The sequence below is a fragment of the Nocardia xishanensis NBRC 101358 genome (assembly GCF_001613365.1).
In the GTDB taxonomy this organism is placed as follows: domain Bacteria; phylum Actinomycetota; class Actinomycetes; order Mycobacteriales; family Mycobacteriaceae; genus Nocardia; species Nocardia xishanensis.
Map to the genome: position 1 here is coordinate 1 of NZ_BDCF01000083.1, position 19,651 is coordinate 19,651.

Here is a 19,651-nt window from a genome sequence, read left to right on the forward strand (position 1 = left end):
GGTCGGCCTGAACGGCGGCTCCGGCAACGCCCGCACCACGGCCGACCTCGCGGCCAAGGCGGCGCGCAAGGAAGCCGCGATGGTGAAGTCGGTCGGCATCGACGGACCCACCCGCAGCATCGCGCGGCCGGAACTCATCAAGGACATGCCCGACCTGTCCGAAATCCGGCACCCACTACCGCACCCGGAGCCGGCGGGCGGGCACCAGCAGGGGTATGTGTCGCCCGCGGCGCCGGTCGCGGTCGCCGCGGCGGCGGCCTCCGGTGAGCCGCTGCGCGCCACCGTGCAGATCCGCCGCATCGACCCCTGGTCGACGCTGAAGATCTCGCTGGTGATCAGCGTGGCGCTGTTCTTCGTGTGGATGCTGGCCGTCGGCCTGCTCTACATCGTGCTCGAGGGCATGGGCGTGTGGGAGCGGCTGAACAACACCTTCACCGACATGGTGTCCCAGGACAGCGGTTCGGTGGGCCTGATCGATGCGGGCACGGTGTTCGGCTACGCCGGTGTCATCGGGCTGATCAACGTGGTGCTGTTCACGGCGCTCGGCACGGTCGGCACGTTCATCTACAACCAGTGCTGCGATCTGGTCGGCGGCATCCAGGTCACCCTGGCTGACCCGGACTAGTCGGGTAGCCGGGCGAGTTCCGTCGACGGCTCCGTGCGCGGAGCGAATGCGGACCACGCCCGGGACGCGGTTTTCTCGGCGACGGCCGGTATCGACCCTTCGGGGTGGATACCGGCCGTCGCCGTTTGCGAGGATTCGGTCGCACGAGTCGGCCGCGGTGCTGCCGGAGACGGCTGGAAATCGCCCGCTCCAGCCCCGCTACCAGCCGTTTTGGTCGAAGCCGGTAGCGTCGGGTAACCTTTCTCCTCGGCGGGTTCAGGTCGGTATGTTCCAGTACACGACACTGAACCGATGTCACACGGGCCTATAGCTCAGGCGGTTAGAGCGCTTCGCTGATAACGAAGAGGTCGGAGGTTCAAGTCCTCCTAGGCCCACTCCCGATTTGCGGTCTACGACCATTCTGGCGGCCCGACGCCGTTCCGTAGGCAAGGGGCCTTAGCTCAATTGGCAGAGCACTGCCTTTGCAAGGCAGGGGTTAGGGGTTCGATTCCCCTAGGCTCCACAACACTTTCCATTCGGCCGCCGTTGTCACGGATCGGCTTCCTCGCTGGACGTTGCCCACACGAACTTCCTTGCGGCCGAACGAAAACAGCCGATCCCTCGGCGGGGCGTCCCATGGCTCGACGGCGAAGACTTCTGTGCACACAGGTGCTCCCGCGTCGTCCGTGACGCGCCCGCGCGGCATCCGGTTCCGGCCGCGCGCCGAGTAGGGTGGGAACCATGAAACTTCTTCTCACGGTCGGTGTCGTGGTCGCGGTTCTTTTCGGAATCACCAAGCTGCGCAAGCGGGACGAATCGGACCTGTGGCACGAGGTCACCACTCGCTGAAATCCATTCCAGCTCCGGGGCTCGAGCCATTCCAGCCCCGTGGCGCGGGGCCTTAGCTCAATTGGCAGAGCACTGCCTTTGCAAGGCAGGGGTTAGGGGTTCGATTCCCCTAGGCTCCACGTATATCGGCGCGCGCTCCTCGTAAGCACGCGCCGATTCCCGTTTTCGGCTAGAGGTCGACCGCGAGGGCGCGCAGGCGCGCCAGGGTGGGGGCGTCGGGCCAGTTTCTGGCCAGGTAGCGGGGCGGGTTGAAGGTGGGCACCCGGGTGAGTTGCGTGACGGACGCGAGGGTGGCGAAAGGGATGGCGAGGGTTTCGACGATCTCGTCGTTCTCGTCGGTCAGACAGAGGTCGATGTAGTCGGCTTCGGGGAGCAGCATCTCGACCTCGGCCGCCCACGGGGCGATGGTGTAGGAGCCGTCGTCGCCCGCCGAGAAGTTGACGCCCGAGGGGTAGGCAGGGTCGATGCCGTACGGCGCGAAGCCGTCTTCCTTGTCCAGCGCCTCGATGAGCTCTTCCTGCTGAGCGTGGTACTCGGTGCTGGCCAGGCCGCAGCGCGCCCGTTGGGCGGCGGGCAGCTGCGGGTGCGGACCCGCCAGGTCGAACGGGACGACCGCGCCGCTCTCGACGGTGGTGTACGCCTGGGGTGAGAGGCGTCGCACCGCGTCGACGTACTGCTCCTCGGCGGCGTCGAAGAGATGCCCGAGGAGGTCGGGTTCGTCCAGCGCGAGGATGAGGCATTCGTCCTCGGGGACGAAGGCGACGGCGCGGCGCCCCTCGGCGCTCAGCGAGGCCAGCCAGCCGGGAAGCAGCAACCAGGAGGTCGCATAGAGGTCGCCGGTGTCGACTATGCGTGAGTAGCCGCCCTCCTCCAGTTCCAAGACGGGTGCTTTCTCCGCGAGGTTTTCGCGCGCGACGTCGAACACCTCGTACGGGGTGATGCCCCAGCCCGCCAGGTGATCGTTCGTGACGAAGACGCGCCTCTCGGGCAGGTCGATCACGATCAGTTCGTCGACGAAGGGAAAGGCGGGCCGCGAGAGCGGCCGGAAATCGAGCCCGCCGTAGGTGGACGGGCGCAACGCGGGAAAGAGCATGGAGCGCACGGATTCCCAATCGGCGGGCACGTCGTCGTCGGCGTTCAGCGCCGTGAGGAATCGCGTGATGCGCTCGGACCGGCCCTCGGGCGTCTCCTCGGCGGTGTCGCGAAAGATGTTGTGCAGATTGATGACCAGGCCGTCGGGCAGTTCGAAGCAGAACTCACCGGGTTGGTACTTCGCGCCTTCGATGCCGAGGTCGTCGAGGTGTCGGCGCACGAGCGCGGCGAACTCGCCCCGCGTCAGCTGTCGTGAATTGTCCACTCGGCCAACGTAATCACCGATACCGACAGCCGCGGTACCGGCGTACTCACCGAACCTCACATGCCGACGCAGTCGATGATCGGTGCGGGATAGTCGGTGTCCGCGCGCCACGGCGTGTGGATCAGCGGGCCATCGAGGTGCGCGAGTTCCGGGATCCAACGCCGGACGTAATCGCCTTCGGGGTCGAAGCGTTTGGCTTGGCGCAGCGGGTTGAGCACTCGGTTCGGCCTGGTGTCGGTGCCGGTGCCTGCCACCCACTGCCAGTTCAGCTGGTTGTTGGCGAGGTCGGCGTCGACGAGCCAGCGCAGAAAATGGTCGGCGCCGATGCGCCAGTGCACCCGAAGGGATTTGGTGAGGAAGCTGGCCGTGATCAATCGTGCGCGGCCCGGCATCCAGCCTTCGGCGCGCAGCTGGCGCATCCCGGCGTCGACGATCGGGTAGCCGGTGCGTCCGTCTCGCCACGCGTTCACCGCCTGCGGATCGTCGCGCCAGCGGATCGGCCGCGCGCGATAGTCGTGCCAGGCGGCGTCGGGCCGGGCGGTGAGAAGCTGGTGGTGAAAATCGCGCCAGGCCAGTTGCCGCGCGAAGGCATGCCCGCCCTCGGCCGACATGTCGACGCGGTGCACCACTTCGGTGGGGGACAGGCAGCCGAAGTGCAGGTAGGGCGAGAGCCGGGAGGTGGCATCGGCGGCCAGATCGTCGCTGTGGCTTGCGTACCCGTCGAGCGGGCCGGACAGCCAGTCGCGGAGGAGCTTTCGGCCTGTGGTCTCGCCGCCAACGGCCAGTTGGGGTGATGGTTCGCCCGAGGTGAGGTCGCCGGAACCGGGCAGGGCGTCGCCGGATATGCGCGGCAGGGTGAGGTCGCGCGGTTTCCCGAGCGGCTTGCGTCGGTGCGCTTCCATCCAGCGCCGGAAGTAGGGGGTGAAGACCGCGAAGTGATCTCGGCCGGTCGATGGCGTCAGCGATTCCGGGTCGGCCGCGGTGATCGTGGCGGCGTGTGAGTGGACGCGACAGTCGCGGCGCCGCAGGCGTTCTCGCAACGCTCGTTCGCGCGCTCGGCTGTACCGGCTCACGTCCTCGGCGAGATGCACACTCGCCGCGCCGGTTTCGGCGACCAGGCGATCGACCTCGTCCACCACGTCGCCGCGGCGCAGCACCAGCCGTCCGCCGATGGCGCGGAGTTCGTCGTCGAGTTCGGCCAGGGCGGCGGCGAGGAAGTGGGCGCGGTTGGGCGGGCAGCGATCCGGCACCAGATCGCGGTCGACGACGAACAGCGGAACCACCGCGTCGCCCTCCCGGTGCGCCGCGGCGAGCACCGGATTGTCGTGCACCCTGAGGTCACGGGTGAACAGCGCCACCGTGGTGGTCATCGGTCGGCTCCGCACGGCGGGCCCCACGAGGGACGCGCCGTGCCGGGGCGGGCGGCTCTGCCACACCGGCTCGAACGCGTCCCTCGCGGGGCCCGCGCCGGCTCGAACCTCATGTCGCGCACAGTGGTTGAATCGCGGACAACCCGCCGGTGGTGGGCGAGGTGAGGTAGGTACACGGGTCCTGACCCGCCGCGACGATAGCTCCGCGCACGTTCGTCCACCCCTGCGGGTCGAGCGCGGGATCGCGGGCGAGCACGAATCCCGAAGTGCGGCTCGGGTCGGTGACGAGGGCCCACGAGTACTCGGGACCGAGCGCGGTGACGATGTAGTTCGTCGGCCCGTTCGGCTGGTCCTGGGTCGGCACGCCGGGGAAGCTCACGTGCAGCTGCGCGTTCGTGGTCCGGTCGTTGATCGTCGCGGTGCCGTAGATCTCGTTGACCGAACCCGTCCACGTGATGCACCGATTGTGCACGGCGATATCACCGCGCGGATCGAGCGAGTAGTCGGCCGTGGTGTCGCGGGCGCAGACCAGGTTGAAGTACTGAGGGATCGCGGCGAGCTGACGCCACTGTCCGAGATAGCGGTCCACTTCCAGACTGGGCACCGGGGCAGGCGATTCGGCCGCCGCCGTCCCCACGGCCGCTCCGGCCGCCATGAGGACGCAAGCGAGACGCACACACCACCGCGCTGTACGGCGAGAGTCCATGGCAGCTCCTCGGGTCGACGATAATGGCCCATGCTATCAGGTAACGATGCAAAAATGATGCAACAAGTTTGTCAAGAAGGGCGCGGATCCGGGCCTCCGTGCCGACCGAGACGGCACCGACCGGGCAGAATGAAACGATGCCCGCCGGTTCCGTTCCCACCTCCGACGCGGCCGGATACACGGTGCGCGCGGTGGCCGAGCGTCTCGGTGTTCCGACGGCGACGCTGCGCAGCTGGAACCGGCGCTACGAGATCGGGCCCGCGCAGGACCGGCCCGGCCGCCACCGTCTCTACTCCGAGACCGACATCGCGGTGCTGGAGCGCATGCTCACGCTGATCCGTGGTGGCGCGAGCCCGGCCGGCGCCGCCGCTGCCGCGCGCGGGCCCGCGCTCGCGCTGGGTGATCGAGACGCGTTGCTCGCCGCGGCATTCGCTTTGGAGACGAGTACGGTCAGCGCCCTGGTGGAATCGCACGTTCGCGCTTACGGCGTCGTCGATACTTGGGAACGGTTGTGCCGTCCCGCTTTCGCCGAGATCGTCACGCGGCAGGGCGGCGGCGAGGGCTGCGTGGATGTCGAACATCTTCTGTCCTGGTGCATCGCGGCCGCCATGCAGCGCACGAATCCGCCGGTCGGTTCCGCGAGCGCCGTACTCGCCTGTACCAGTGGCGAAACGCACGCGTTGCCGCTCGACGTACTGCGGGCCGCGCTGGCCGAACGTGGCGTCGGCGCGCGGATGCTCGGCCCCGATGTGCCGACCGCGGCGCTGGTCGACGCCCTCGCCAGGCATGCGAAACCGGCCGCGGTGCTGCTCTGGTCGCAGCGCGAGTCGACGGCGCTGACCTCTGCGGTGCGCGCTTGCCTCGCGGCGGGGGCTCAGGTGTTCGCGGGAGGTCCCGGCTGGGACGACGTGATACTGCCGGATGGTGCCGAGCGGGTGGAAAGCTTGGAAGAGGCGGTGGATCGGCTGCGTTGAGGCGATCGGCGGCGAGTCGGCCTCAGCGGATTCACCGCGTGGTTCGGCCGAGCAGGTGCCGCAGGGTCGAATCGAGGTCGGGCGTCCGGAACGTGTGGCCCGCGGCGACCAGCCGGGTAGGCAGCACTCGCTGGTTGGCGGCGGCGAGTTCGCGCGCGCCCTGTCGGCCGAGCAGCAGGGCCGGGCCGAAGTCGGGCACCGGCAGTAGCGCGGGGCGGTGCAACACGCGCGCCAGCACCTCGGTGTATTCGCTGTTGCGGACCGGCTGCGGCGCAACGGCATTGATCGCGCCCGCCAGGGATTCGTCCCAGAGTGCGCGGTGGTAGACGTCGACCAGGTCGTCCAGCCCGATCCAGGACAACCATTGGCGGCCGTCGCCGATCCGGCCGCCGAGGCCAGCGCTGAACAACGGACGCAACAGTCGCAGAGTGCCGCCGCGCGGAGATTGCACGATGCCGGTGCGGACGAGGACGGTCCGGATGCCCGCGTCCGCGGCGGGGCCGGTGGCCGCCTCCCAGTCCGCGACGACGTCGGCGAGGAAACCGTCGCCGCGTCCCGCCTCCTCGGTGAGCGTCTCGTCGCCGCGGTCGTAGCCGTACAAGCCGATGGCGGAGGCGCTGACGAACGTCGGAACAGTGGATCGCGCGACGAGTTCGGCGAGCTTGCGTGTCGGGTCGATCCTGCTCTCGCGGATGGCCCGCTTGTGGTCGTCGGTGAATCGTCCCGCGATCGACGCGCCCGCCAGATGCACCACGGCGTTCACTCCGTCGAACAGTGCGGGATCCGGATCGGCCGGGTCCCATCGGCGTTCGTCCGGGGTGCGCGCCGGATGACGCACCAAGCGCAGCACGCGGTGACCGCCGGTGCCGAGGAAGGCGCACAGCGCGCTGCCGATCAGGCCGGACGCGCCGGTCACCGCGATGGTCGCCGGGCCGAAGCCGTGTTCGGTGGCGCGGCGGTGCGCGAGCAGGTCGTCGGCCAGCTGGCGGTAGCGGTAGTCGAAAAGCGGCCGCAGGACGAATTCGGGAATCGGTGTGTCCACCCGATCGATTACGCGGGTGTGCCGTGCGTCGACCTCCTCGAATTCGTGCACGTGCCGCCAGCGCAACAGCCGGGCCGCGGGCTCTGAAGCGAGTCCGTCCGCGGCGATGGCGTCGACGAACCGCGACGGCGGCCGGTAACCGTCGGGGTCGTGCCTGGCCACCCACCGCAGCCCGCCGGGCAGGCCTAGCACCGCGCGGCCGTCGGCCAGGGAGTCGGACTCGGCGATCAGGGAGACGGGCTGCCACGGCGGCGCGAGTCTGGTGAAGGCGCCAGGGCGGGCGAACCAGGCGAAGACCTCGGACCGGGGCGCGGCGACAACGCTCGAGCAGGCGATGGCCATGTCTCGACTGTAGCCGCGAAGCACCCGAATGAAACGTTTATGCGTCGTTCGACTCGCGCCGGTCCTCGATCGGCAGCGGGCCGTGCTTGTCCAGATGCAGGTAGGTGTAGCCGGTGACTATGGTGCACACCACCGTCGCGGTGATCAGCATCGCCCAGCCCGCGACCATCAGGCTCAGCAGACCACCGAGCAGGGCGCCGAACCCGAAGGACAGATACAGCAGGAAGTAGCCGAGCCAGTCGGCGTAATCGCCGCCGCTGAGGTGGCGTTCGATGCCCTGGCCCATTTTCACCAGCGTCCCGGTGACGTAGCTGAGCGGCACCGAGACCTCGCCGTCCTTGACGAACGAGGTGTTCAGCGCGCCGACGCCGAAGGCGACGAACAGGATCGGGACGAAGTCGATCCTGGTCGCATCCGTCACCGCGTAGAGCACCAGGTCGATCGCGGTGGCCAATGCCAGGCACACGGTGGTTAGCAGGGTGGGCCCGTGCGGATGACCCGACCAGTAGCGCCTGCGGCACCACGAGGCGACGACCACTCCCGATAGGAACGAACCGAGCAGCAGCGCGGCCGCGATAGCCACGTCGCCTTCCTCGTGGAAGTAGCCGAGAACGGCGCGCTCGGTATTGCCCGTCATGAACGTGACGAAGTAACCGGCGGTGTGCATGAAGGCCGCAGCGCCGATCAGACCGGCCAGCCCCGCGAGCACCCAGGAGATGCGCGCCTCGGCGTCGAAGAGTTCCCTTCTGCGGTCCTCGTCCGGCTGTTTCACAGGTCAGACACCTCCCGAGGCGGATAAGACCCCTCAGTGATACCCGCGCCCCCTGAGAATCCGCTGACCGAATCCTGGGTGTGTCCGAATGTTTGCTCGAGCTCACACCGCTGCGACGACGGCCGAGTCGTAGGCGGAGGCGGGCTAGCGTGCAGGAGTGGACTCTGTGCTCGACTATCTGCTGACCGAACCGCCAGGCGATCCGATCGACTCCGTGATGGCCGCCTGGGCTCGGCATCGCGCCGTCGCGGCCCGTTTCGCCGCGTCCGTCGACGCCGCCGTCGCGGGTGGCTTCGCGGCCGACCGGCTCGGCTTCGCTTTCCTCTCCGGCTATCAGGAGGCGCTGCGCGCGCTGCTGCCCGAGCTTCCCGCCGAGGACGCCGTCGCCGTCTCGGCGACCGAGGCGGGCGGCGCGCACCCCGCGTCCATCCGCACCGGGCTGACCGAGCGCGACGGCGCGGTGACCGTCAGCGGCACCAAGACCTTCACCACGCTGGGCAGTCTGGCGCGCACGCTCGTGGTCATCGCCAGCGGGGGCATCGCGGCAGACGGACGCAACATGCTGCGGGCCGCGCTCGTGGAGACCTCGGCGCGCGGGGTCACGGTGACGGATCTGCCCGCCCCGCCGTTCGCGCCGGAGATTCCGCACGCGACCGTCACCTTCACCGACGCTCCTGCGATCGTGCTGCCCGGTGACGGATACACGGATTTCCTCAAGCCGTTCCGCACCATCGAGGACGTGCACGTGCTCGCCGCCGCGCTCGGCTGGCTGGTGCGGGTGGCGCGGGAGTCGTCCTGGCCGCGCTCGGTCTTGGAGCGACTGCTCGCGTCGGTGGCCGCGGTGCGCGGACTGGATCTCGACCGGCCCGCGTCGCCCGGTGCGCACATCGCGCTCGGCGGCGTCTTCGCGGAATTCGGGCGAGTGATGGACGAACTCGCGCCGCTCTGGGAAGCCGCCGATCCGGTTGCCCGGGAACGCTGGGAACGCGATCGCCCGCTGCTCGGCACCGCGGGACGGGTGCGGGCGCAGCGGCTGGCAACCGCCTGGCGTGCGGTCGGTTACGACACGGAAACCGCCGTCTGAAGGAGAAGATCGGACCCGCGAAAAAGGTCCGGAAATAGGGAGCGGGCCTCGGCGAAGGGGGGGAGTTAGCCGAGGCCCGCGTAAGGTCGGCCCGGGGGGGAGGGGCCGACGTGAACGATCCTACGCGAAGATTTGTGATTGTGTGCGCATGGGGGTGGCCACTTTCCAAGATTTTCGGTTCGGCGACACGCGCTGTGGTTGCTCGTTCGCGGCGGCGGACCGAAGGCCGCGGCGGTCGTGCGGCGTGGCGATGACCTGGTGTTTGTCAAAGATGTTGCGGTGCAGCCCATTCCAATCGGCGTCGAGCGCGGTGAGCCGAAAAGCGATTCCGGTCGGAAACGTTCCACATGGTCGCTATGTGGCGTGAATCCCTTCCTGACGGCGCGAGCGGGCTTGATTCTGCCGGGTTTGTCGCGTGTCGCAGTGGTCTGGGCATGTCGGGCGACGCCCGGAACGTGTCGGACCCCGGTGCGAGTATGTGCCGGTGATCACCGGGGCCGGTTCGAACAGCGGCACCGCGCGTCGCGCGGGCCTGCGTGAGTACCGCCTGCGCCGGAAACGGGTAGTCGGCTACCCGCGACCCGAGTGGCAGTTGCGCGGGACCATCGAACCGGTCGCATTCCGTTCCGGTACCCCCGAGCACCGCCTGGAACGGGATGCGACCTTTTGCTGCCCATCTCGGGACAAACGGGGTGCGCTCGACGGACGTCGGGACGATACTGGCCCCCATATCGGTCGCCCGTCCGACCCAGCGAGAACGCCGCGGCACCGAGACGAGAGCGCCCGAGGCAATTCGACATCGAGAATTCACGAAAATCAGGAGAGTCATGCCCGACGCAATAGTCGCCGAGGGTCTGGTCAAACGCTACGGCAGGCTGATCGCCCTCGACGGACTCGATCTGACGGTGCCCGAAGGCACCGTCACAGCGCTGCTCGGCCCCAACGGCGCAGGCAAGACCACCGCGGTCCGGGTGTTCACCACCCTGCTGGTCCCCGACGAGGGAAGGGCCACCGTCGCGGGCATCGATGTCCTGCGTGACCCGCAGTTCCTGCGGTCGAAGATCGGCGCTTCGGGCCAGTACGCCGCCGTCGACGAATACCTCACCGGTTTCGAGAACCTCGAAATGGTCGGCAGGCTCTATCACATGGGCGTGCAGCGCAGTAAGAAGCGCGCCCGCGAACTGCTGGAACGCTTCCGGCTCAGCGACGCGGCGGACCGGCCGGTGCGCGGCTACTCCGGCGGCATGCGCCGCAGGCTCGACCTGGCCGGAGCGCTGGTGGCCAACCCGCCGGTCCTGTTCCTGGACGAACCGACCACCGGCCTCGACCCGAGGGCGCGGCTCGACCTCTGGGACGTCATCGAGGAGCTGGTCGCGGGCGGCACCACGCTGCTGCTCACCACGCAGTACATGGAGGAGGCCGACCGGCTCGCCGACGCCATCGCGGTGATCGACCACGGCAAGGTCATCGCGCGCGGCACCGCCGACGAACTGAAGACCATGGTCGGCGGCGATCGCATCGAGCTCACCGTCGACCATGTCGACAAGCTCGCCGTCGCGCGACAGGCGTTGCAGGGCCTCGCCGACGGCGAGATCCACCTCGAACCCGGCCTGCGCAGGATCACGGTGCCGGTCAGCAACGGCTCACAGGCGCTGGCCGACGCGATCGGCCTGCTCTCCGCAAGCGATGTGCAGGTCCACGACGTCGGTCTGCGCAGGCCATCGATGGACGATGTGTTCCTGACACTCACCGGGCACGAGGCCGAGGAGCGTGTCGGCGGCGATGCGCCGGACAAGCGCGCAGGGAGCGCCGAGGTGAACGGCTCCGGCGGCGCGAAAGCCGCCGAAAGACTGGAGAAGACGGAAGGAAAGGTCCGATGACCGCGGCGACGACGACACTGGTGGCCCCGCAGCGTATGGGGCTCGGCGAACGCCTCTCCATCGTGGCCAGCGACAGCGTGACGATCGCCAAGCGCAACATCATCAAGATCAAGCGCGTGCCCGACGTGCTCATCTTCTCGACGCTGTCGCCGATCATGTTCGTGCTGCTCTTCGCATACGTCTTCGGCAGCGCGATCCAGGTGCCCGGCATGGAAGGCGGCTACCGCGAGTTCCTGATCGGGGGCATCTTCGCCCAGACCGTGGTGTTCGGCTCCTCGTTCACCGGCGCCGGGCTCGCCGAGGACATGCAGAAGGGCATCATCGACCGGTTCCGCTCGCTGCCGATGGCGCCTTCGGCGGTGCTGGTCGGCCGGACCGTCAGCGACGTCATGATCAACGTGGTCAGCCTGGTGGTGATGTCGCTGACCGGTCTGCTCGTCGGCTGGCGAATCCGCGGCTCCTTCCTCGACGCGATGCTCGCCTACGTCCTGTTGCTGCTGTTCGCCTACGCGGTGTCCTGGATCATGGCTTTCGTCGGTCTGGCGGTCCGCGCGCCCGAGGTGTTCAACAACGCCAGCTTCATGGTCATGTTCCCGTTGACCTTCCTGGCCAACACTTTCGTGCCGATGAACAACCTGCCGGCCGTGCTGAGGATGTTCGCCGAATGGAACCCGGTCTCCGCGCTGACGCAGGCGACCCGCGAATTGTTCGGCAACACCAGCCCGATGGTGCCGGTCTCGGACGCCTGGTCGATGCAACACCCGATCGTGACCACCCTGATCTGGGTGGTCGTGATCCTGCTGGTGTTCGTGCCGATGGCGCTGCGCCAGTACAAGCGCACCGTCAGCCGCTGATCGAAGCTCCGATCAGCGGTCGAGTTCCGCGCCCGCCACGGGGGCCGGCGCGGAACCGTTCCTGGAGTAGCCGATGCGCGGCGGCTCCGGCGCGGGCTCCGGCGGCAGCGGTCGCTTGCTGCGCACCAGCCAGGCCACGCCGCCCGCCAGCGCGGCGAGGGCACCGGCAATCAATCGGTTACGAGAACGTGCGGATACATGCAAACGCCCCAAGCTCATTCGACCACTCTGGCACAGCTATGTGAACCGTGCAGTAACTACCGACCGGTCTCGACGCGCCGCAGGTCCGGCGGGCAGTGCGCCGGATCGGGACCGGGCGATCGCTAGCATGGCGGGCGTGACCTCTCCGATTCAGACCGCCGGGGTGACGCTCTACACCACCCACGGCGATATCAAGCTCGCGCTCTTCGGCTATCACGCGCCGAAGACGGTGCGGAACTTCCTCGGGCTGATCGACGGCTCGGCGGCGTACACCACCGAGAACGCGAGTGGGGGCACTTCCGGCCCGTTCTACGACGGCACCGCCTTCCACCGCGTGATCGACGGCTTCATGATCCAGGGCGGCGATCCCGGCGACACCGGACGGGGCGGGCCCGGCTACGACATCTCCGCCGAATTCCACCCCGAGCTGCGCTTCGACCGTGGCTACCTGCTGGCCATGGCGAACGTCGGAGCGCGCACCAGCGGCTCGCAGTTCTTCATCACGGTGAGCCCGCAGCCGCACCTGAACCGCAAGTACACGATCTTCGGCGAGGTCGTCGACCCGGATTCGCGCAAGGTCGTCGACGCCATCGCGGCGACGCCGACCGACCGCAACGACCGCCCCAAAGATCCCATCCGCATCTCCGCGATCACGATCGATTGAACCGATGAACGCCCAGCCACCCGCGACGACGTGCGTCCGTCATCCGAACCGGCCGACCGGCCTGGCGTGCACTCGCTGCGGGCGGCCTGCCTGCCCGGAGTGCCTGCGGCCCGCCGCGGTCGGACAGCATTGCGTCGATTGTGTCCGGGAGGCGCGCAGCCAGGTGCGGCCGATCCGCACCGTGGCGGGAGCCCCGGCCGCCACTTCGGCGACTCCCATCGTGACCTACGGGCTGATCGCGTCGAACGTGCTGGTCTACGGAATCACCGCGGCACAGGCGGGTAGCCTCGCCGACAACTTCCGGTCCGAACTGTTCCTGCGCTGGGCGATGATCCCGCGGCTCGTGGCCGACGGTGACTGGTTCCGGGTGATCGGCTCCGGGTTCCTGCACTGGGGCCCGTTGCACCTGGCGCTCAATATGTTCGCGCTCTATTTCGTCGGATTTCAGCTGGAGCCGTACCTCGGGCGCACCAAGATGCTCGCCATATACCTGGTCGCGCTGATCGGCGGTTCGGCGGGCGCCATGCTGCTCGAGCCTGCGAACACCATCGGGGCGGGCGCCTCGGGCGCGGTGTACGGCATGTTCGGTGCGATCGCGGTGCTGCTCATCCGGCTGCGCATCAACGCGACGCAGATCCTGGTGATCATCGCGATCAACGTGCTGCTCAGCCTCTCGCTGAGCGGGGTCTCGCTATGGGTACACCTGGGTGGACTCGTCGCGGGCACGATCGCGACCATCGGGGTGCTGTTCCTGCCGGAGTGGGTGCACGCGGAAAGGCCGGAGACGGATCGCATCATCGGCTGGGTCGCCATCGCGGGCGTCGGCGCGGTCTCTATCGGGCTCGTCGGCCTCGGCGCGGCGCTGCTGTCCTGAACCGCTTTTCGGTTCGCTTCACGTGAAACATGCCGACCCACAACGGGGTCGCCGCTAGCGCAGGTACGCGATCCGGTGGGCGACGAGCGCTTCGAAGACGTTCTCCGGTGACGTGCCGAGATCCCAGCGGCCGAAGATCAACAGCCGCTCCTCGCCCTCGTGCCGAACGTCGATCTCGAGCATCGGCGACTTGCGGCCGAGGCGGCGGTAGCTCACCACCCGCGCCTTGATGATCTGGTCGGGGCGATACTCGGCCGGGCCCAGCAGACCGCGCACCACGAGGCGAGGTTCGTCGCCGGTCCGGATCGACAGCCGCGGTCGCTGCCGGAAACCCAGGCCGGCCAGGGCGAGCAGGCCCGCCGCGGCCAAGCCGATGAGCAGGCGGCTCGCGGCATCCGTGGCGGCGATCGCCGCGCCGGCCATGATCACGCCGCCGACCGCGACCGCGACGAGCGCGGGGGTCGGCGTGGTCCAGGCGAGACGCGGCTCCACGGAGGGGGATTCAGGGTTCACGCGGGACTCTCCCCAATCGGTCCTCGAGTTGTCCACAGGGTCATCCACAGGTGTGCATGAATGACACGTCTGTAATCCCGAAGGAGTCGGATCAGCGCCACCGCATGGTCATGATCAGGCCGACGACCATGAGCCCGAAGCCGATCAGGAAGTTCCAGGCGTTGAGGTCGTTCATCCAGCTGATCTGATCGGCGGCCAAGTAGTAGACCAGCAGCCAGACCAGTCCGGCCAGCATGAAGCCGAGCATGATCGCGACGTACCAGACCGGCGAGGGCCCCGCCTTCACCTTCACCGGGATCCGGCTGGCGGGGTTGATCGTGTAGTCGGTCTTCTTACGGACCTTCGACTTGGGCATGACGTCCTCGTATTCGGCGTGGTCGGTACCGGGGGCTGATTCAGTTCTCTGTGCGTTCAGTCGACCGCACCGAGCTCGGTCGCCACGGCCGCCGTCCCGCGCAGCGCGGATGGCCCGGGCGAGGCTCGGGCGCCCTCCGGTGTTCCTCCTAGGCTATCCCAACTGGTAATGGATGCGACGGCCTGCCGTGTCGCCACGTAATCTCGAACCATGCGTGTTCTGGTCGTCGACAACTACGACAGCTTCGTGTTCAACCTGGTGCAGTACCTGGGCCAGCTGGGAGCCGACGCGGTCGTGTGGCGCAACGACGATCCGCAGCTGTCCGATGTGGACGCCGCGATCGCCGGATACGACGGCATCCTCATCAGCCCCGGCCCAGGCACCCCCGATCGGGCGGGCGCCAGCATCGATCTGGTGCACGCCTGCGCGCGCAGCAACACTCCGCTGCTCGGCGTCTGCCTCGGCCATCAGGCGATCGGCGAGGCGTTCGGCGCGACCGTGACTCGTGCGCCGGAACTGCTGCACGGCAAGACCAGTTCGGTGTTCCACATCGGCGCAGGCGTGCTCGCCGGACTGCCCGATCCGTTCACCGCGACCAGGTACCACTCGCTCACCGTCCTCGAGGACACGCTGCCCGAGGACATCGAGGTGCTCGGGCGCACCGAATCCGGGATCGTGATGGCCATGCGGCACCGCACCCTGCCGATCCACGGCGTGCAGTTCCACCCCGAATCGGTGCTCACCCAGGGCGGCCATCGGATGCTGGCGAACTGGCTCGAGGTCTGCGGCGAGCGGCCCGCCGAGGGTCTGGTCGAGCTGCTCGAGGCGGAGGTCGCGGCACTGGTGCTGCAGTGACCAGGCCGTATGTGCTGCTGTCGGTGGCAGTCAGCCTGGACGGCTACATCGATGACGCCGGTCCCGATCGGCTGCTGCTCTCGGACGCCGCGGATTTCGATCGGGTCGACCGCGTGCGCGCCGAATCCGACGCGATCCTGGTCGGCGCCGAGACTCTGCGCCGCGACAATCCCCGGCTGCTGGTGAACAGCGCCGAGCGCCGCGCCGCGCGGACGGCCCAGGGCAAACCCGAGTTCCCGCTCAAGGTCACCGTCACCGCGAGCGGCGATCTGGACCGGGAGCTGAACTTCTGGCACCACGGCGGGGCGAAGCTCGTCTACACCACCGATTACGGCGCGGCCAGGCTGGCCGACCGGCTCGCGGGCATCGCCGAGGTGGTTAGGCTCGGCCCGGAACTCGACTTCGGTGCGCTGCTGGACGATCTCGGCGGTCGCGGCATCGGACGTTTGATGGTCGAGGGCGGCACCGGAATGCATACGGCGTTCCTGGCGGCCGATCTGGCAGATGAACTGCACTTGGCCGTCGCGCCGATCGTTGTTGGCGATCCGGCCGCGCCGCGGTTCCTCGCCGACGCTCGATTCCCCGGCGGATCGGCCCGCCGCAGGACGCTCGCCGAGGTCGAGCGCGTCGGCGACATGGCCGTGCTGCGCTATCTCCTCCGCCCCGAGGCCGTGGACTCGTGAGCCGAACCCCTACGCGATGGTGGAGGCGTGATGCCCACTGAACATTTGGCCGAGGCAGCGGCCGACGAGCATTTCATGCGCAGGGCCATCGAACTCGCGCGGCAGTGCCCACCGAGCGACACCGCGTTCTCGGTCGGCGCGGTCATCGTGGCCGACGGCGCCGAGATCGCCACCGGATACTCCCGCGAGACCGATGAGAAGGTGCACGCCGAGGAATCCGCGCTGAACAAACTGCCCGCGGACGATCCGCGACTGGCGAGGGCGACGATCTACAGCACCCTCGAACCCTGTTCCCAACGCGCGACGGCGACCAGACCGCCGTGCACCGAGCGCATTCTTCAGGCCCGGATCCCGCGCGTGGTGATCGCTTGGCGCGAGCCGACGACCTTCGTGGTGAACTGCGTGGGTGTGGAGAAACTGCGGCAGCACGGCGTCGAGGTGATCGAACTGTCCGACCTCGCGGACCAGGCCATGTCGATGAACCGGCACCTGGACCTGTCGTAGCAGCGTGCCACCGCGCCGTCGGCGGAACGATTCCGCGGGGCGGCCTTGGATGGATGAAGGTGACCGGCCTTTCCCGGTCCGCCCCGTCGCCCGGGAGTCTGCGGCTCCGGACGACGGGTCGTTACTCGATCACGGCCTGCCGTAGACCGCGGTCACGAACTCGCTGAGCTGGTTGTCGTCGAGGTGCCTCGCCAGATCGGCCTCGCTGATCATGCCGACCAGCCGCTTGTTCTCGATCACCGGCATGCGCTTGATGCGATGGCTCTCCATCTCCTGGAGCACTTCCTCGACGTCGGCGTCCGCCGAGACCCAGCGCGGGGTGGCCTCACACAGTTCGGCCGCGCGGGTGTTGGTCGGTGCGCGGCCCTGGGCCACGCATTTCACCACGATGTCGCGGTCGGTGATGATGCCGCACATCCGCTCGTTATCATCCGCGATGACGAGGGATCCGACGCCGAGCTCGGCCATGATGCGCGCCGCCTTGCCGACCGTCTCGTCCCTGGATATCCACTGAGCGCCGGGCTTCATGATGTCCCTGGCAGTGGTCATGGGGCTGCCTCCTGTTCCATGCTGATTGCTGGTTCGGATGGAGCAGCCCCATTCTCGCGCCGATCACACCGACCGGTCGCGACTTTCCGATAACGATCAGGCCGGGAGAATCCGAATCACGGCGGACCCTCGGCGAAGCCGGATCACGGCGGACCCAGCACCCCGGTGGTGATGGTGATCGTGCTGGTCTTCGAGATCGACGAACCCGGCGACGGCTGCTGGCTGACGATCCGCCCGACGCTGCCCGCGTCGAAGGTGCCGGTGGTGTTCTGGCTGATCTGGCTAGTGCTGCCGGTCCAGCCGCTCTGGCGCAGCTTCTCCACCGCCTGCGACGGCGTGAGACCGACCAGTGACGGCATGGCGATCTGATCGCCGCTGGACACCTGGACGGTCACCGTCGAACCCTTGTCGGCGTTCGTGCCGCCCGCCGGGCTGGTCGCGATGACCTCGCCCTTCGGCTTCGAGGACTGCACCTCTTCGATGACGATCTTGAAACCGGCGCTGTCCACCAGATTCGGCTGAGCGACGCTGATGTCCTGCCCGACCAGGCTCGGCACCCTGACCTTCACCGGTCCCTTGCCGAGCCAGACCACGATCGCCTGGTCGACGTCGACCCGTGCGCCCGCGGAGGGCTCGGTGCCGATCACCTTGTCCAGGTCCTGTGCGCTCGACTCCTTGCGCACCACGCTCGGGTCCATGCGCAGGCCGACGGAGTTGAGCTCCTGCTCGGCCTGCTGCACCGTCAGCCCGTCCAGCCGAGGCACCTGCACCTGTTTGGGTCCGCTGGAGACCTGCACGGTCACCGTGCTGCCCTCGTCGATGCGGGAACCGCCGAGCGGCTGGGTCGAGATGACGTTGCCGTTGGCGACCTTGCTGTCCGGCTTCTGCTGGATGGCCACCGTGAAGCCGAGTTTCTGCAACGCGTCCTGCGCCTGCGCCAGCGATTTGTTCGACAGGTCGGGCACGGCAACCTGATCCGGCTTGCTTCCCGGACCGATCAGCACCCAGAATAGCGCGAACACCACGGCGATCGCGGCGGCCGCGCCGAGCGCGATATAGGCGGTGCGCCGCGGGCTGCCCGGTTCGGCGGGCTCCTGCTCCGCGGTGTCGTCGTTACGTTCGACGGTGCGGAAGCTGCGCGGCGGCGGCTCGTTGTTGCCGAGGATGGTGGTGCGGTCCTCGTCGGTCATCACCATCGGCGCGCTCGGCTTCTGGCCGCCGAGCACCCGGATCAGGTCCGCGCGCATCTCGGCGGCGGTCTGGTACCGGTTGGCCGGGTTCTTGCTCATCGCCTTGAGCACCACGGAATCCAGCTCGCGCGGCACGCCCGAGTACACGTGCGAGGGCAGTCGCGGGTCCTCCCGCACGTGCTGATAGGCCACCGCGACCGGCGAGTCGCCGGTGAAAGGCGGCTCGCCGGTGAGGATCTCGAAGAGCACGCAGCCGACCGAGTACACGTCCGAGCGTGCGTCGACGGTCTCGCCGCGCGCCTGCTCCGGCGAAAGGTATTGCGCGGTGCCGATGACGGCCGCGGTCTGGGTCATCGGGTTGGAGCTGTCGGCCAGCGCGCGGGCGATGCCGAAGTCCATCACCTTCACCGCGCCTGCGCGGTTGATCATGATGTTGGCCGGCTTCATGTCGCGGTGCACGATCCCGGCCTTGTGGCTGAAATCCAATGCGGCGCAGACGTCGGCGACGATCTCCATGGCACGTCGAGGCGGCAGCGGACCCTTGCCGCGCACGATATCGCGCAACGTATCGCCGTCGACGTACTCCATCACGATGTACGGCAGCGGACCGCCGTCGACCTCGGCCTCTCCGGTGTCGTAGACCGCGACGATGGCCGGGTGGTTCAGCGCCGCGGCGTTCTGCGCCTCGCGCTTGAAGCGCAGGTAGAACGTGGGGTCGCGGGCCAGATCAGCGCGCAGCACCTTGATCGCCACATCCCGGCTCAACCGCAGGTCGCGCGCCTTGTGCACCTCGGACATGCCGCCGAAGCCGATGATCTCGCCCAGCTCGTAGCGGGAAGAGAGATTCTTCGGGGTCGTCATCGTTGTCCTTGTGAAGGAGTAGCGGGCGCGCTGCGAGTGGGGCCGGGGCCCTGGGCACCGGGACTATCCGGAAATGGTAAGTCGAAAGTCGGGAACCAGGTGCGGGTCGTGCTCGGACTCGTCGTCTTGGTCGTCTTCGTCGTGCTCGGCGCGGTCGTGCTCGGCGGCGCCGTCGTAGTGGTCGGCTCCGGAGTCGTCGTCGGCGGCTCGGTGGTGGTCGGCGCCGGCTCCTCGGTCGTGGTCACCGGTGGCGGCACGTACCTGGTGGTGGTCGGCGGCGCGGTCGTCGTGGTCGGGATCGGCGGCGGAGCCACCGACGAGCTGACCGGATCGCGCACCGGGTCCGGGTTGGTGTCGCCGCCGAAGAGCAACCAGATCACCGCGCCGCCCAGCAGCACCGCGCCGACGCCGAGACCGGCGAGCGCCTTCTGCGTGGTGGTCCATGGCGTCTTGCCCGGCGGCCGGCCGTTCGACGCGCCCGTGTTCATCATGGTCGCCGGCGCGCTGCCCGCCGCGGCCCCGGCGATGGCGGCGGCAGCGGGAGCGCTGTAGCGCACGGTCGCGCCAT

The 19,651-nt window shown here is 68.5% G+C and carries 22 protein-coding genes and 3 tRNA genes; 15 read left to right on the plus strand and 10 right to left on the minus strand.

From position 1 onward, the window contains the following. From NX1_RS33655 to NX1_RS33670, 5 genes are all read left to right on the plus strand, one after another. Positions 1 to 625 (plus strand): DUF3566 domain-containing protein (locus NX1_RS33655; RefSeq protein ID WP_169812331.1); only part of this gene is annotated, 625 nt, incomplete at its 5' end. Positions 626 to 925: 300 nt separating this feature from the next. After that, positions 926 to 999 (plus strand) — tRNA-Ile (locus NX1_RS33660). A 55-nt stretch (positions 1,000 to 1,054) separates the two neighbouring features. Beyond that, positions 1,055 to 1,127, plus strand: a tRNA-Ala gene (locus NX1_RS33665). A 218-nt stretch (positions 1,128 to 1,345) separates the two neighbouring features. Continuing rightward, on the plus strand, positions 1,346 to 1,453 hold the full coding sequence (locus NX1_RS37555) for a DLW-39 family protein (RefSeq protein WP_218024224.1): 108 nt from the start codon (positions 1,346 to 1,348) through the stop codon (positions 1,451 to 1,453). Positions 1,454 to 1,499: 46 nt separating this feature from the next. After that, positions 1,500 to 1,572 (plus strand) — tRNA-Ala (locus tag NX1_RS33670). A gap of 50 nt (positions 1,573 to 1,622) precedes the next feature. Here NX1_RS33670 and NX1_RS33675 read toward each other — a convergent pair. From NX1_RS33675 to NX1_RS33685, 3 genes are all read right to left on the minus strand, one after another. Next, a complete protein-coding gene (locus NX1_RS33675) occupies positions 1,623 to 2,810 on the minus strand; it encodes a DUF1444 domain-containing protein (protein ID WP_157120354.1) in 1,188 nt (395 codons plus the stop codon). A 56-nt stretch (positions 2,811 to 2,866) separates the two neighbouring features. Continuing rightward, on the minus strand, positions 2,867 to 4,180 hold the full coding sequence (locus NX1_RS33680; protein WP_068068826.1) for a cryptochrome/photolyase family protein: 1,314 nt from the start codon (positions 4,178 to 4,180) through the stop codon (positions 2,867 to 2,869). Between the two features lie 109 nt (positions 4,181 to 4,289). Beyond that, the gene (locus tag NX1_RS33685; RefSeq protein ID WP_245668875.1) at positions 4,290 to 4,784 is read right to left on the minus strand and encodes a lipocalin family protein; all 495 of its coding nucleotides are present in this window, start codon (positions 4,782 to 4,784) and stop codon (positions 4,290 to 4,292) included. 239 nt (positions 4,785 to 5,023) lie between these two features. Here NX1_RS33685 and NX1_RS33690 point away from each other — a divergent pair, with 239 nt between their 5' ends. After that, positions 5,024 to 5,860, plus strand: coding sequence for a MerR family transcriptional regulator (locus tag NX1_RS33690; protein ID WP_068068831.1), 837 nt, complete (start codon positions 5,024 to 5,026; stop codon positions 5,858 to 5,860). A gap of 31 nt (positions 5,861 to 5,891) precedes the next feature. On the opposite strand, the gene NX1_RS33695 is transcribed toward NX1_RS33690, so the two are convergent. Together NX1_RS33695 and NX1_RS33700 are read right to left on the minus strand one after the other, a co-directional pair. Then, positions 5,892 to 7,244 (minus strand): TIGR01777 family oxidoreductase, encoded by a 1,353-nt coding sequence (locus NX1_RS33695; RefSeq protein ID WP_068068834.1) that lies wholly within the window; start codon positions 7,242 to 7,244, stop codon positions 5,892 to 5,894. Positions 7,245 to 7,281: 37 nt separating this feature from the next. Next, complete coding sequence (locus NX1_RS33700) at positions 7,282 to 8,016, minus strand: YoaK family protein (protein WP_068068836.1); 735 nt, start codon at positions 8,014 to 8,016, stop codon at positions 7,282 to 7,284. Positions 8,017 to 8,173: 157 nt separating this feature from the next. On the opposite strand from NX1_RS33700, the gene NX1_RS33705 reads away from it, so the two are divergent. The 3 genes from NX1_RS33705 (at position 8,174) to NX1_RS33715 (ending at position 11,834) form a co-directional block, all read left to right on the plus strand. Then, the gene (locus tag NX1_RS33705) at positions 8,174 to 9,100 is read left to right on the plus strand and encodes an acyl-CoA dehydrogenase family protein (protein WP_068068837.1); all 927 of its coding nucleotides are present in this window, start codon (positions 8,174 to 8,176) and stop codon (positions 9,098 to 9,100) included. 827 nt (positions 9,101 to 9,927) lie between these two features. Next, on the plus strand, positions 9,928 to 10,980 hold the full coding sequence (locus NX1_RS33710; protein WP_084501965.1) for an ATP-binding cassette domain-containing protein: 1,053 nt from the start codon (positions 9,928 to 9,930) through the stop codon (positions 10,978 to 10,980). 35 nt (positions 10,981 to 11,015) lie between these two features. Beyond that, positions 11,016 to 11,834, plus strand: coding sequence for an ABC transporter permease (locus tag NX1_RS33715; protein ID WP_068068873.1), 819 nt, complete (start codon positions 11,016 to 11,018; stop codon positions 11,832 to 11,834). A 12-nt stretch (positions 11,835 to 11,846) separates the two neighbouring features. Here the strand turns inward: NX1_RS33715 and NX1_RS33720 are convergent, their stop codons facing one another. Then, a complete protein-coding gene (locus NX1_RS33720; RefSeq protein WP_245668876.1) occupies positions 11,847 to 12,008 on the minus strand; it encodes a hypothetical protein in 162 nt (53 codons plus the stop codon). Positions 12,009 to 12,171: 163 nt separating this feature from the next. Between NX1_RS33720 and NX1_RS33725 the strand changes: the two genes are divergently transcribed. Next, positions 12,172 to 12,699 (plus strand): peptidylprolyl isomerase, encoded by a 528-nt coding sequence (locus tag NX1_RS33725; RefSeq protein WP_068068876.1) that lies wholly within the window; start codon positions 12,172 to 12,174, stop codon positions 12,697 to 12,699. A gap of 4 nt (positions 12,700 to 12,703) precedes the next feature. After that, on the plus strand, positions 12,704 to 13,573 hold the full coding sequence (locus NX1_RS33730) for a rhomboid family intramembrane serine protease (protein WP_068068843.1): 870 nt from the start codon (positions 12,704 to 12,706) through the stop codon (positions 13,571 to 13,573). Between the two features lie 54 nt (positions 13,574 to 13,627). On the opposite strand, the gene NX1_RS33735 is transcribed toward NX1_RS33730, so the two are convergent. Further along, on the minus strand, positions 13,628 to 14,086 hold the full coding sequence (locus NX1_RS33735) for a PH domain-containing protein (RefSeq protein WP_068068846.1): 459 nt from the start codon (positions 14,084 to 14,086) through the stop codon (positions 13,628 to 13,630). A 91-nt stretch (positions 14,087 to 14,177) separates the two neighbouring features. Further along, positions 14,178 to 14,441 carry a cell division protein CrgA gene (gene crgA / locus NX1_RS33740; RefSeq protein WP_068068850.1) on the minus strand — a complete coding sequence of 88 codons (264 nt, stop codon included), beginning with the start codon at positions 14,439 to 14,441 and terminating at the stop codon, positions 14,178 to 14,180. A 210-nt stretch (positions 14,442 to 14,651) separates the two neighbouring features. Here crgA and NX1_RS33745 point away from each other — a divergent pair, with 210 nt between their 5' ends. Genes NX1_RS33745 through NX1_RS33755 form a run of 3 tightly spaced genes read left to right on the plus strand, consistent with a single transcriptional unit; the run spans position 14,652 to position 16,483 of the window. After that, positions 14,652 to 15,296 (plus strand): aminodeoxychorismate/anthranilate synthase component II, encoded by a 645-nt coding sequence (locus NX1_RS33745; protein WP_068068854.1) that lies wholly within the window; start codon positions 14,652 to 14,654, stop codon positions 15,294 to 15,296. Continuing rightward, a complete protein-coding gene (locus NX1_RS33750) occupies positions 15,293 to 15,979 on the plus strand; it encodes a RibD family protein (RefSeq protein ID WP_068068859.1) in 687 nt (228 codons plus the stop codon). The genes NX1_RS33745 and NX1_RS33750 overlap by 4 nt, the downstream gene beginning before the upstream one ends. Positions 15,980 to 16,009: 30 nt before the next feature. Next, a complete protein-coding gene (locus tag NX1_RS33755) occupies positions 16,010 to 16,483 on the plus strand; it encodes a deaminase (RefSeq protein WP_068068862.1) in 474 nt (157 codons plus the stop codon). Between the two features lie 129 nt (positions 16,484 to 16,612). On the opposite strand, the gene NX1_RS33760 is transcribed toward NX1_RS33755, so the two are convergent. Both NX1_RS33760 and pknB read right to left on the minus strand, forming a co-directional pair. Further along, complete coding sequence (locus NX1_RS33760; RefSeq protein ID WP_068068864.1) at positions 16,613 to 17,032, minus strand: CBS domain-containing protein; 420 nt, start codon at positions 17,030 to 17,032, stop codon at positions 16,613 to 16,615. 143 nt (positions 17,033 to 17,175) lie between these two features. Continuing rightward, complete coding sequence (gene pknB / locus NX1_RS33765; RefSeq protein ID WP_068068867.1) at positions 17,176 to 19,083, minus strand: Stk1 family PASTA domain-containing Ser/Thr kinase; 1,908 nt, start codon at positions 19,081 to 19,083, stop codon at positions 17,176 to 17,178. A 108-nt stretch (positions 19,084 to 19,191) separates the two neighbouring features. On the opposite strand from pknB, the gene NX1_RS33770 reads away from it, so the two are divergent. Then, positions 19,192 to 19,635 (plus strand): hypothetical protein, encoded by a 444-nt coding sequence (locus tag NX1_RS33770; RefSeq protein WP_157120356.1) that lies wholly within the window; start codon positions 19,192 to 19,194, stop codon positions 19,633 to 19,635. The last annotated feature ends 16 nt before the right edge of the window (positions 19,636 to 19,651 follow it).

Coding starts and splice junctions, on each gene's coding strand:
- NX1_RS37555 (WP_218024224.1), top strand. CDS start 1,346: ATGAAACTTCTTCTCACGGTCGGTGTCGTGGTCGCGGTTCTTTTCGGA.
- NX1_RS33680 (WP_068068826.1), bottom strand. CDS start 4,180: ATGACCACCACGGTGGCGCTGTTCACCCGTGACCTCAGGGTGCACGAC.
- NX1_RS33690 (WP_068068831.1), top strand. CDS start 5,024: ATGCCCGCCGGTTCCGTTCCCACCTCCGACGCGGCCGGATACACGGTG.
- NX1_RS33695 (WP_068068834.1), bottom strand. CDS start 7,244: ATGGCCATCGCCTGCTCGAGCGTTGTCGCCGCGCCCCGGTCCGAGGTC.
- NX1_RS33710 (WP_084501965.1), top strand. CDS start 9,928: ATGCCCGACGCAATAGTCGCCGAGGGTCTGGTCAAACGCTACGGCAGG.
- NX1_RS33715 (WP_068068873.1), top strand. CDS start 11,016: ATGGGGCTCGGCGAACGCCTCTCCATCGTGGCCAGCGACAGCGTGACG.
- NX1_RS33730 (WP_068068843.1), top strand. CDS start 12,704: ATGAACGCCCAGCCACCCGCGACGACGTGCGTCCGTCATCCGAACCGG.
- crgA (WP_068068850.1), bottom strand. CDS start 14,441: ATGCCCAAGTCGAAGGTCCGTAAGAAGACCGACTACACGATCAACCCC.
- NX1_RS33745 (WP_068068854.1), top strand. CDS start 14,652: ATGCGTGTTCTGGTCGTCGACAACTACGACAGCTTCGTGTTCAACCTG.
- NX1_RS33755 (WP_068068862.1), top strand. CDS start 16,010: ATGCCCACTGAACATTTGGCCGAGGCAGCGGCCGACGAGCATTTCATG.
- NX1_RS33760 (WP_068068864.1), bottom strand. CDS start 17,032: ATGACCACTGCCAGGGACATCATGAAGCCCGGCGCTCAGTGGATATCC.
- pknB (WP_068068867.1), bottom strand. CDS start 19,083: ATGACGACCCCGAAGAATCTCTCTTCCCGCTACGAGCTGGGCGAGATC.